Here is a 12,187-nt window from a genome sequence, read left to right on the forward strand (position 1 = left end):
CTCGACCAGTCAAATTGGCCTCACTTCACGATGAAGAGAAGCCCGATTGCGTACTTTCTTATCCTATCATAAAATAAAACAACGTCACAACGAGGAGATAGCCCATGAATTCGAAGATTTCTTGACTCTTACGCATACTATTTCATTATTTTGGAGAAGTTCGTTATGCTTACCATATATATAGAAGGGAAGTGGCAATATGTATCAAATTGCTCAATTAAATTGGACCGATTCTTACGAGACAATCGTCGTCGGAATTGGAGCGGCTGATTCTATCGATGAGGGACTCGACACATTGTTTGATGGACGCGTCAAAGCGCTTATTCAATCAGGAGACCTCTCTACGAAGACGGGGGAAGTGACAATCCTTCCGACATTCGCCGGTGAGACGACCCGTGTTTTATTTGTCGGACTTGGTCAACGAAATGACATGACGACCGAGAATGTTCGGAATTGGTTCGGGAAAGTCTCGAAACTGATCAAGTCACGTGGATTGAAGGACGTCGCCGTAGCGCTTGATACGTTTACGGATGGTGCCGCACGCATATTCACAGAAGCGTATGAAATGGCGACCTATGCCCATCCTACATATAAGTCTGCTCCAAATGAAACGGTCGAAGAACCGACGATCACGTTGCTCGGTGACGTGGACCAGACGGATATCGATGCGGGTGTGGCTTATGGGAAAGGGGTCAATGTCGCTCGAACGTTGACGATGATGCCGGCCAATATTTTGACAGCGGAGACGTTAGCGGATTACGCGGTTGAGTTGGCGAAACGTCATGATTTCAAATACCGTATTCTTGAAAAAGAAGAGATGGAAGGACTAGGTATGGGGGCATTGCTCGCAGTCAACCAAGGGTCGACGATTCCTCCAAAATTGATTGTACTCGAGTATCGTGGGGCAGAAGAAGCTCCGATTGCCGTTGTCGGGAAGGGTGTCACGTTCGACACAGGCGGCTATTCAATTAAGCCGAAAGATGGCATCGTCGGGATGAAAGGGGATATGGGTGGCGCTGCTACCGTCCTCGGATTGTTCGAGACCCTCGGATTGACGCGACCAAAACGGAACGTGATTGGCATCATCGGTGCGACCGACAATATGATTTCTGGAGATGCGTTCAAACCAGATGATGTGATCACGGCCATGAATGGAAAGACGATCGAAGTATTGAACACGGATGCAGAAGGACGTCTTGTATTAGCGGATGCGGTCACGTTTGCGAAAACGTATGAACCAAAAGCCATCATCGATGTGGCTACGCTCACAGGTGGCGTTCTCGTCGCCCTCGGGACAGACGTGACGGGCTGTCTAACGAACGACGATACCCTCTATCGTTCTCTTGAAGAGGCGAGCCGTGAGACGAACGAACTCGTGTGGCAGATGCCATATTTCGATGTCTTCATCGACAAGGTGAGAAAATCGGAAGTTGCCGACTTGAACAACTCACCAGGTCGTTTCGGGCATATGATTTTTGGTGGCGCATTTGTCGGTGAGTTTGTCGGCGATACACCATGGCTACATCTCGATATTGCAGGAACGAGCGAACGAGCGGCAGCGAATGACCTCGGTCCGAAGGGGCCGACGGGTGTCATGGTTCGAACCCTCGCACGGATGATTGAATCGTGGGAGCGGTAAGAGCAGGTGGCGTAATCGGTTTGGCGATTCTGTGTGGCCTATGCTACACGGTTTGGCCGAACCGTATTTGGTTAGGGAGTACAGTGTTTCTCGCCGTATTTGGCGTGTTGATGATGTTACAGGAGGTACGACATGGTAGGAGTAGGAATTGATGGTGCACGTGGCGGCTGGGTACGGATCACATATGACAGCATCTCACTTTGTTTAACGATTTCGGAGACGTTGGAGGAGTTGCTGATTGATGGTGCCATGCATTTTGTGGATATGCCGAAAGATTTAGGAACGGTCGACCATCCGAGCCGCGAATGCGATGCGTGGATGCGTTGCCGACTCAGCCAACGAAAGTCGTCCGTCTTCACTCCGCCGATTCAAGAGGTGTTGCAAGAAGCGACTTATGAGGAAGCGAATGAAAGGAGTCGGGCGTTGGTTGGCAAAGGAATTAGTAAACAAGCGTGGAATCTTGTTCCCCGGATCCGTGAGTTTCAGCAGGTGAAGGCATCTGACGTTTACGAATCACATCCGGAAGTTTGTTTCTCGGTCATGATGGGACATGAGGCAAGTCATTCGAAAAAGACGGTCGAAGGGCAGGATGAGCGAATCGAGTTACTTCGGCAATACTCGAAAAGTTCTCCATGGAAATGGAAGATGTCGAACGTCCAAATCGACGATATTATCGATGCGTGCATCTTGGCGGTAGCTGCCTATGAAGCGGGGACAAGTGGTCTCTCGCTTCAGCCGGCAGAATCCGATCAACCCGTAGTGGCTGTACCTCAAATGAAAAAAGAGCGATGAAATCAACATTTCATCGCTCTTTTGCTGTCGTCGTAGGCGGACCGACGATAAATCGCCATATGTAATGAAACACTTTGGCATTGTATACGGCTTTCAACAGGACGGCGAGTACGGGCCCGACGATAAAGCCGAGTACACCGAATAGCTTTAATCCAACGAAGATGGAGATGAGTGCGACCAGTGGATTCAATCCGATATGGGAACCGACAATTTTCGGTTCAGCCAAGTTGCGTTGGACGATGACGATGATATACAACACGACCAATCCGATGGCCACGAACCAATCACCTGTCACCGCGGCATAGGCGGCCCAAGGAATAAGTAGCGTACCGACCCCCAAATAAGGCAAGAGGTCAAAGAACCCCGCGAGTAAAGCGAAAGAGAGCGGGTTGTCAACACGGAGGATGAGCATTCCGATCAAGACGATCCCGAATGTGATGGAGATGAGCGTGAACTGGGCACGGACGTATCCAAATAGGGCAGACTTGAGGTTGATCATCACTTCCTCGAATTCTTTGAATCCTTTTCGTTTGTTCAGACGATTCAGTGAGTTGACGTATGATGGCCAATCCTTTGTGATGAAGAACCAGGCGAGGACAATGACGACCACGAGCAACAAGACGAGCGGAAGCGCTGCTAACATGTTTTGTAGCACACTGGCCACTCCGCGGGACAAGACACCAATCGCTGAGGCGAGTTGGACACCGAGCTCGGTGATTCCTCCCTCGAGCGAGGTCGTCTGTCCGGGATTTAACTGCTGATAGCTCTGGTATGCATCATTGACGAGCGGTGCGATTCTCTCATTGAACAGTCGTTGGATAAACTCGGTGAGTGTCTCAATTTGTTCAGGGAGTCGTTCAGCTGCCACCGTTGCATAATGAATCAATTGGATGATGACGATGGTGATGATTCCGACGACGATGCTAAGCACGATGATCAAGGAAATGAGAGTGCCGAGTGCACGAGGCATATTTGATTTTCGCTCGAAAAAGTTGACGAGCGGGACGGTCATCAAGGACAAGAGCAAGGCAAATACGAACGGATATGTATATTCGAAAAGTATATTCAATAGCCAAGTGATTAAAAAGAAACCGATTACGACGAGAATGAAACGAAGCAATTGCCAAAGTTTTGCCGACGACATGTGGAACCCACCCTTTCCGGACAACTAGGTTGAGCATAGTATATCATGTAAGCGGTAAATAAAGCAGAAAGATAGGTGAATGAACGTGAGAGAAGTTCAACAGAAAATCGATACGATGATTCTTCATTTAGGTGGTTACTGGAGACCTTTATCCGGGCTAGCACGATTGTTAGAAGAGGTAGGAGAAGTAGGTGGCGCGTTAAGGAGAGAGGCGCGGAATGAGTTGAAAGAGGAGTTACTTGATGTACTAGTGATCTCCACGTGTCTGGCAAACCAGTATGCGATTGCATTGCAACAACCAGAGGCCGAGGGAGGAGAATCGAAAGAGAAGCTGTATTTTCAAATTGTTGAAGAGGCAGGAGAAGTGGCGCGGATTTTGAACGCTTATGAAGGCGATAAGAAGTTAAAACCGAACCGTAAAGGTCAATCACTACAGCATCATATCGAGCAATTGCAGCGTGCCGTTTTGTCTCTTGGAGCGTCTTACTATCTCAATCTGTTCGATTCACTCTTTGCCCTCATCGAAGAGAAGTCGGCCCGGGACTTCGGACGATTTGACCACACGCCGGACCCGATCACGGAGACATCGGTGCGTACTTATTTATCGCATCAGCCAGGTCGCTATTGGGGCGGGGTCCCAGTTAAATCATTTGAGCGATTCGACCGATATATAGAACGAGAACAACATGTCGAGCGGTTTTATCGCATTGCAGCGATTGAAGGACTGGATGGATTTGTGATTCAACAGAGACGAGATGGATTGATTGGTATAGAGAATCCTTTCGTTAAAGAAGGCTTTACTGTCGCCATCGAAGATTACGGAACGGAGACGTTTCTGATTATCCGACCAGCAAAATAAAAACATTTACCTTTTTATCAAAAACATTCATCTTTTTTTTCAAATATTTACTTTTTTTAAAAAAGTATTATGCTAATATGAAATTGTTGTTAGTAGGAAATGCCGCAATGAGAAAGGAATATTTTGGATGAAAATGAAACTATTGAAAGTTGCCCTCATCTTAACGGTCCTCTTGTTAGGGATGCAACTTCCATCTGTCGAAGCTGCAACTTATGATGGAGAGACGACTGTCAATTTGAACATTCGTACATCCCCTAGTCTGAGTGGGAAGGTAGTGAAAACATTACCAAAAAGCACGAAAGTAAAGTATGGAACGTATAATCAGTCATGGCTCAAAGTGTATGTAAACAATCGTACATACTATGCCTCGGCCCAGTACATTCGAAAACTTTCATCCACTTCAAGTTCGTTAACGACGCAGGCGGCAACGTCTACTGGAGTGACGACTGCGAATTTAAACGTTCGCGTCACGTCCCATCGATCGGCGACGATTGTGACCACGTTGAAGAAGGGGACGGAAGTGAAGTATGCCGTTCATAATTCTTCTTGGGCAAAAGTCTACCTAAATGGCAAGACGTACTATGCCGCAAAAGCTTACATCGCACCGAAACTGACAGAATCGAATGTGGAGCGGACAAATGGCTACGCGAACCGTGAGTTGAAGTTGTTCGCTGAACGCAACCAACGTTCGAAAGTGCAGAAAGTTCTTCCGAAACATACGGCTGTCGTCTCGAGCAAATATAATTCGAGCTGGTCGATTGTTTATATCGGGAACGAAACGTACTACACACCGACTTGGGGCATTACAGAAGGTACATTGGATAGCAGTGTAGAGAAAAAAGACGGGTATGCAAACCGGGAGCTGAAACTCTTCGCTGAGCGGAATCAACGGTCGGCGGTGAAGAAGATACTTCCCGTGAATACGGCTGTCGTCTCGAGCAAATACAACTCGAGTTGGTCGATTGTCTATCTCGGAAGTGAAACGTATTACACACCGACAGCTTGGATCTCTACTTCGAAAACGTCGACAGAACCTCCGACGACAACGAAACCAGATGATGGACTCACGCAAGGGTATGCTAACCGTACAGTAAACTTGTTTGGAAAAACCCATCAGAGTTCGGAAGTCCTCATGGTTCTTCCGAAATACACGGCTGTTTCATACAAAGCGTACAATTCGAGTTGGTCGACTGTTCAGATCGGCTCGAAAGTCTACTACACAGCGAGTTCGTGGTTGACGAAAGGGAAAGCCCCGGCTGCGCCGGAAGCTGCACCAAAAGGTACGGTATACATCAACACACCAGGTGATGTATTGAACGTTCGTTCGAAAGCGAGTCTTGATTCGAATGTGGTTGGTCAACTCAATCACGGAACAGCTGTTTTACATTATGGGACAACCAATGGTTTCCATAAAATCAAGTTCAACGGACAAGATGCTTTCATTTCTTCAGCATTCGTGATGACATCTAAGCCGAGCACATCGACTGGAACAGTCATCGTCCTTGATCCAGGACACGGTGGAAAAGACTCGGGAGCAGTTAATGGATCTCTCTATGAGAAAACGATTGTACTCGATGTAACGAAACGTGTAGAAGCTTATCTTCGCTCAAAATATGATTACAATGTACGTCTCACTCGTTCGACTGATGTCTATTTGACTCTAGATCAGCGAGTTGCTGCAGCGAAGTCGTTACGTGGTGATTTGTTTGTAAGTATGCACGTCAACGCAGCCGGTTCATCATCTGCGAAAGGGGTAGAAACGTTCTATTCTTCTCAGTCTGCGCACAGCGCTCGAAGTCGTGTCCTTGCTTCAAACATTCAAAGCAACTTGGCGGGTAAAATGAGTGGAATGTCGAACCGAGGAGTGAAAACAGCTAATTATTACGTTATTACGTATAATACAATGCCATCTGCACTCGTCGAATTAGGATTTATCTCATCACCAACAGATTTGACTTACCTTCGAAGTAACACGTCTCGTCAGCAAATGGCGGAAGGTGTGGCTGAAGGAATTGCCAAATATGTTCAGACTTATTATTGATTTGAATTAACCCAGACATGATTGTCTGGGTTTTTTCGATGTACAAAAAACCGAACCGATTAAATCGGTTCGGTTCAATTTTATAGATCATCAAATCCGTTCGCGTCTGTCACTTTCGCATAAGAACGTGACTTTTGTTCGAAGAAATCAGATTTTGTCGCATTGAGCGAGTCATCTGAGTATGCCCGGATCCAAGGCATGACATCTTCGTCAAATCCTTCATACAAGTCATTCAGACCGATGACGCGGAGGCGTTTATTCGCCAAGTATTTGACGTAGTCTCGCATTTCACTGACGTCGAGTCCATCGAGGTCACGGAGAACGTATTCACACCACTCGATCTCGAGATCGACCGCTTCTGCCATCGTGTCGTATACGAACTGACTGAACTTTCCGTTTTCATCAATCTTCGGATTTTCTGTCAGCACGGCACGTAAGAGCTGGCTGATGAAGTAAGAATGTTGCATCTCATCACGTTGGATATAACTGATCATCGTTGATGTACCGACCATCTTTTGGTGGCGGGCGAGATTGTAGAAATAAGCGAATCCTGAATAGAAGTTGATGCCTTCTAGAATGACGGATGCAACGAGCGATTTCGCAAAGTTTTCAGCGTTCGGAGTCTCGCGGAACGCTTCATATAAGTCCAAGATGAATTGATTGCGCTTCATGACCATTTCATCGTCTTTGGCGATGTCAAAGATTCGATTTTGTTCAGCGAGTGGCACGAGACTTGATAGGACATAGCTGTATGATTGATTGTGCACGACCTCTTGTTGTGCGATGACCGCGAGAACGGCGTGTACAGACGAGTCAGATGAGAACATAGAAGACTCGAGGATGTATCGTGTCTGGACCGAGTCGAGAATCGAGAGCAGTCCGATGATCCGTTTGAATGCATCCTGTTCACGTTCAGTCAATTGCGGCCATTGTTGCATATCCTTAGACATTGAGATCTCATCAGGAATCCAAAAGTTCGATAATAACTGTTTGTAAATGGTATAGAACTGAGGATACGCGATATCGTTCCAATTGACGATCGAACTCGTTTCCCCGCCAATGATGGCGGTTGCCCGGTTAGGATGTTTGGGCGACAATAATTTGATTTTCTGAATCGACATGATGCATAACTCCTTCTTCTACATGGTGAGCCATCCGCTCTGCCCAATGTTGGACGTTGAACGGTTGGTTACGTGGGGACTGCTCGATTTTAAGCAGTTCCCCGGCAAGTGGGATTCCGTATTTTGAAAGGTGGTACGCCATCTCGTCAACAGCGCGACAGAAATGTACAAACATCTTGTCACCGGTTCCGAATACCGCAGCTTGTCGAATCGGCACTTGGAGTTCCTTTAACACGAGGCGGAACGTATCTTTCATTTCGTCTGGTAAGATTCCGTCTGCCCACGTGTAAGAGCCGAAATAGACGAGGTCGAACGAAGCGAGCGACTTTGCTTCGCGATATCCGACGCGATCGGCATCATAGCGGACGACCGTATCGCCACGGCGATGATGTGTCGATTCGATGAGCGATGCCACTTCTTCCGTGTTTCCACTCATCGAATGACAGATGATTGCGATGTTCATAGGGTGGACCACCTTTCTATAAAATGTACATAATGATTATGACGACGGTTTACGAAGCGCACGACTCACATTCGTCGACTTCGACGGTCGTCGAACGAGTGTAGTAAATCGACTTCATGCCAAGAGACCATGCCTCGAGGTGCATCGCAAGAAGCTCTGTCGCTTTTACATCGTTCTTCACGTATAAGTTGAAGCTGATTGCTTGGTCGATGTGGCGCTGGCGAGCCGCGTTTTGACGGATGCTCCATAATTGATCAATTTCAAATGCTGATTTATAGAACCAGTTCGTGTCCGGCGTCAAGTCGGGAACCGTGACTGGAATCTTATAGTTTTTCTTCTCTTCTGAGTAGACCTTTTTGTAGACCGGGTCAATCGATGCGGTACTACCAGCGATAATCGCCGTCGATGAGTTTGGTGCAACGGCCATCATATAGGCGTTACGGACGCCGTTTTGATGTACTTCTGCTGCGAGACCGTCCCAATCGAGGTCGTCGTGTGAACGATAGTTCCGGCGCTTGAAGTATTCGCCTGTATGCCATTCTGAACCTTCGAAGACGCCGAATGCTCCTTTTTCTTTGGCGAGTTCCATCGATGCTTGGATTGTGAGATACGCGATTTTTTCATAGAGTTTCTCTGCATATTGAACGGCATCGACCGATTCCCAACGGATTCCTTCTAGTGCGAGCAAGTGATGCCAACCGAACGTTCCTAGACCGACTGCACGATACTTCTGGTTCGTGATCATCGCCTGTGGAACTTCGATCGTATTCAAATCGATGACGTTATCGAGCATACGCATTTGAATCGGGATGAGTCGTTCGAGCACATCGGCTTTCACGGCACGAGCAAGTGCGATTGAACTCAAGTTACAGACGACGAAATCACCAGGTGTCTTTGTGATGACGATTTTTCCGTCTTGTGTGTATTCTTCTTCGATTGTCGTTGCCGACATGTTTTGCGCGATTTCGGAACAAAGGTTTGAACTGTAAATCATCCCTGCATGTTTGTTTGGGTTTGCGCGGTTCACTGCGTCTCGGAAGAACATATATGGTGTACCTGTTTCAAGTTGTGAGCGCATGTAACGTTTTACAAGGTCGATGGCTGGAACTGTCACACGAGATAATTCTGGCGTGTTGACACATTCCATATATTTCTCTGTGAAGCTTCCACCGTTCTCTGATTCGTCAAAATAGTCTTCAAGGCTATATCCCATCACGGTACGAATCTCGTGTGGATCGAACAAGTACCAGTCGCCGCGTGCCTCGACCGTACGCATGAAGAGATCTGGGAGGCAGACGCCTGTGAACAAGTCGTGTGTCCGGAGGCGCTCATCCCCGTTGTTCAATTTCGCGTCGAGAAATTCGAAGATGTCCTTATGCCAAATGTCTAAATAGACGGCAATAGAGCCTTGACGCATACCGAGTTGGTCGACCGAGACGGCTGTGTTATTCAACTGCTTCATCCAAGGAAGAGCACCACTTGAGACGCCTTTGAATCCTTTGATGTCACTACCGCGTGAACGGATTTTCCCGAGGTAGACACCGATTCCGCCGCCACCTTTTGAGAGTGTCGCCACATCGGTGTTCGAATCATAGATGCCACGGAGAGAGTCGTCGACTGTATCAATGAAACAAGAGCTGAGCTGTCCATATGATTTGCCGGCGTTTGACAACGTTGGTGTCGCGACCGTCATATAAAGGTTTGATAAAGCCCAATAAGCTTCTTCGACGAGCTTCAAGCGAGTCGTCTCGTCTTCTTTTTGCATGAGCGTCATTGCGATGACCATGAAGCGCTCCTGTGGAAGCTCATAAAGGTTCTTCACATGATCGCGCCCAAGATAGCGGTCCGACAACGTGCGGAGTCCGATATATGTGAAGAGACGGTCACGGGATGGATCGATCAATGTTTCGAGATGGTCCATGTCTTCTTTTGAATACGTATCGAGAAGAGCTGACGTGAAAATTCGTTTTGATGTTAACGTCTCGACCAGTTGATAGAAGTTACCATAACGCATAGATGCTTCGTAACCGCGGTTGCGTGCCGCTTCAAGATAGAGGCGGTTCAAGTACATTTCCGTTGCCACGAACGTCCAGTCCGGTTCTTCGGCTTTCAACATATCGAGGGCATGCATCGTCAATAAGTCATATACTACATCTTGTGTTAGCGTTTTTGTCTCGAGCGCCCGAATAGCCCGTTCTTCATAGCGCTCTACGCTTAAGTGAGGATACCGTGTCTGGATAGATTGAATAAGAGAAGAGACGTCAGAAAGCGTTGGAGCCGCTGGTAGCATCGTCTCGTGGTGGATAGGGGATGTCAAAATAGATCACTCCTTTAGATGGTGTAGACGTTATAAAAGGATAATAAGAACTTCCTTACCTGTCACAATATCGTGTTAACAATCAAAATACCCGTTAACTATATATTGACACTTTTTTATCTTTTTAATCATAAAACACCTATATTTAGTTTTTCAATCCTTGACATTCTGGAATGTGCCCGTCACCTTTTTGCTTTTGCTCCAAAAGGGCTTCATGACCCAATTTGAGACAGAGAACTGAGATGAAAAAAAATTATGTATTGTCTTTGCTTGTTTTTTCACAAATTGATGAATTCGATTTCATCACTCTTGATGAAACATTTCATCCGTTTGTTTGAGGTGGAATGGATTGTATTTGACGTTACTTATCAAAATACCTGCATATTCATTTCATACTAGATATAGTGTTCTGATGAATCAAGAAATATGAATCCATTTGTCAAGGCTGGTATCCGAGTAAAAAGTAAGGTAGATTGGTGAAGTAGGACATGGAATTTCAGCGAAAAGAAGGGTTTAACAAGTGCGTACAGAAGACTTATTATTAACATGGGACCCACTCGGTTATGGGGCAGGTTCATACGGACCTGAGTTTGATGAAGTCATGATGGCATTAACCTATGTCGATTCTCCCGAACAATTGACCGAAGTGATTCGCCGAACGCTTCTTGAAGCGTTCGATGCGTGTCCACCAGAAACAGAGATTTTCGAGATGGCGCAGCGACTCCTCGTATCGTCATCTTGCCAACTATAAGGAGGAACCAATAATGTTACGAATTGATCCAACACCGAATCCGAATGCGATGAAAGTGACACTTCCAGAGAACGTGTTTGGCGCCAAGAGTCAAAGTGTGAAGGCGGGCGAAGCGACAAATCAGCCGCTCCTCGCAAAACTAGTTGAAATCGAAGGCGTGGAGAGTGTCTTTGCTTATGGTGACTTTGTGACCGTATCAAAGGAGAACGGTGTGAGCTGGGAAGCAATTCTTCCACTCGTTGAGACGGCATATCGCGGATGAAACCGATTGTCTCGATTGTCATTCCGGCTTATAAACGCGAGACGGAACTGACGGAACTGCTTGAAAGTCTAACGGTCCAAACATTTCAGCAGTTTGAGGTCTTGGTCATGAATAATGAAGGGCCGCCAAAACAACACCTTTTGGCGCCTTTTTTGAATCAATTGGATGCACGTGTCATTGAAGTGGGTGAGAACCATCACGTCCGGGCCCGTAATCGTGGTGTTCTCGAGGCGAGAGGCGATGTCATCTTGCTACTAGACGATGACGATTTGCTCATGCCGACACACTTGGAGGAGGGACTACGCGACCTTCAACAGGCAGACCTCGTCTATTCGGACGCTGAGCTGTTCCGATTCGAATGGAGAGCGGGCCGTCGTGTCGTGACGGACTGGGAACCGTTCGCTTATGGGTTTGATCGAGAGCGGATGCGTCAGGACTCGACGTTCATCCCTTCGGGCACGATGTATCGCAAATCGATTCATGACACGATCGGTCTATTCGACGAAGACGTCTATAACTACTGGGATTGGGATTTCTTGTTGAGGGTGATGGATGCATTCACGGTGTCACACCCGGCGCGTGCGACGGTACTTTACGCCTTCAACGGGACGGATAACCTGTCGGCAAAACAGGATGAAACGAGACGTCGTTATTTTGATCATTTCTGTCAAAAACACGGTCTGACAGACATGGAGATGAAGAATTTCCATATCGTTCAGGAGGAACGACGTGCATTCGTGAGACAGACAGAGAGAACGTTCACAGGCGTGCTACCTGGTCGAACGGAAGGAGAATAAG

The 12,187-nt window shown here is 47.1% G+C and carries 11 protein-coding genes; 7 read left to right on the forward strand and 4 right to left on the reverse strand.

What is annotated here, in order from left to right; all coding sequences use genetic code 11:
• Positions 1–199 precede the first annotated feature (199 nt).
• Entirely contained in the window at positions 200–1,639 is a 1,440-nt protein-coding gene (locus KNO70_RS03945) for a leucyl aminopeptidase (protein WP_078147241.1), read from the forward strand.
• Positions 1,640–1,771: 132 nt separating this feature from the next.
• Positions 1,772–2,431, forward strand: a complete 660-nt coding sequence (locus KNO70_RS03950; RefSeq protein ID WP_078147240.1) for a DUF429 domain-containing protein — start codon at positions 1,772–1,774, stop codon at positions 2,429–2,431.
• 10 nt (positions 2,432–2,441) lie between these two features.
• Here KNO70_RS03950 and ytvI read toward each other — a convergent pair whose 3' ends face one another.
• Positions 2,442–3,575 carry a sporulation integral membrane protein YtvI gene (ytvI, locus tag KNO70_RS03955; RefSeq protein ID WP_214811273.1) on the reverse strand — a complete coding sequence of 378 codons (1,134 nt, stop codon included), beginning with the start codon at positions 3,573–3,575 and terminating at the stop codon, positions 2,442–2,444.
• Between the two features lie 79 nt (positions 3,576–3,654).
• On the opposite strand from ytvI, the gene KNO70_RS03960 reads away from it, so the two are divergent.
• On the forward strand, positions 3,655–4,434 hold the full coding sequence (locus KNO70_RS03960; protein ID WP_214811276.1) for a nucleotide pyrophosphohydrolase: 780 nt from the start codon (positions 3,655–3,657) through the stop codon (positions 4,432–4,434).
• A gap of 127 nt (positions 4,435–4,561) precedes the next feature.
• Entirely contained in the window at positions 4,562–6,475 is a 1,914-nt protein-coding gene (locus KNO70_RS03965; RefSeq protein ID WP_214730449.1) for an N-acetylmuramoyl-L-alanine amidase family protein, read from the forward strand.
• A gap of 80 nt (positions 6,476–6,555) precedes the next feature.
• Here KNO70_RS03965 and KNO70_RS03970 read toward each other — a convergent pair whose 3' ends face one another.
• From KNO70_RS03970 to KNO70_RS03980, 3 genes are read right to left on the reverse strand one after another with little or no spacing between them, the layout of a single operon-like run.
• Positions 6,556–7,596, reverse strand: a complete 1,041-nt coding sequence (locus KNO70_RS03970) for a ribonucleotide-diphosphate reductase subunit beta (RefSeq protein ID WP_074036411.1) — start codon at positions 7,594–7,596, stop codon at positions 6,556–6,558.
• Entirely contained in the window at positions 7,553–8,059 is a 507-nt protein-coding gene (locus KNO70_RS03975) for a flavodoxin domain-containing protein (protein WP_012726807.1), read from the reverse strand. Before KNO70_RS03975 ends, KNO70_RS03970 begins: the two co-directional genes overlap by 44 nt.
• A gap of 49 nt (positions 8,060–8,108) precedes the next feature.
• Positions 8,109–10,364 carry a ribonucleoside-diphosphate reductase subunit alpha gene (locus KNO70_RS03980; RefSeq protein ID WP_371328165.1) on the reverse strand — a complete coding sequence of 752 codons (2,256 nt, stop codon included), beginning with the start codon at positions 10,362–10,364 and terminating at the stop codon, positions 8,109–8,111.
• 532 nt (positions 10,365–10,896) lie between these two features.
• Between KNO70_RS03980 and KNO70_RS03985 the strand changes: the two genes are divergently transcribed.
• Genes KNO70_RS03985 through KNO70_RS03995 form a run of 3 tightly spaced genes read left to right on the forward strand, consistent with a single transcriptional unit; the run spans position 10,897 to position 12,186 of the window.
• Positions 10,897–11,127 (forward strand): DUF1871 family protein, encoded by a 231-nt coding sequence (locus KNO70_RS03985; RefSeq protein ID WP_074036415.1) that lies wholly within the window; start codon positions 10,897–10,899, stop codon positions 11,125–11,127.
• Between the two features lie 13 nt (positions 11,128–11,140).
• Positions 11,141–11,389, forward strand: a complete 249-nt coding sequence (locus KNO70_RS03990) for a NifU N-terminal domain-containing protein (RefSeq protein WP_078147235.1) — start codon at positions 11,141–11,143, stop codon at positions 11,387–11,389.
• Positions 11,386–12,186: a glycosyltransferase family 2 protein gene (locus tag KNO70_RS03995; protein WP_078147234.1), complete on the forward strand. Its 801-nt coding sequence runs from the start codon at positions 11,386–11,388 to the stop codon at positions 12,184–12,186. The genes KNO70_RS03990 and KNO70_RS03995 overlap by 4 nt, the downstream gene beginning before the upstream one ends.
• Position 12,187 lies beyond the last annotated feature (1 nt).

The sequence above is a fragment of the Exiguobacterium sp. s181 genome (assembly GCF_018617125.1).
Classification (GTDB): Bacteria; Bacillota; Bacilli; order Exiguobacteriales; family Exiguobacteriaceae; genus Exiguobacterium; species Exiguobacterium profundum.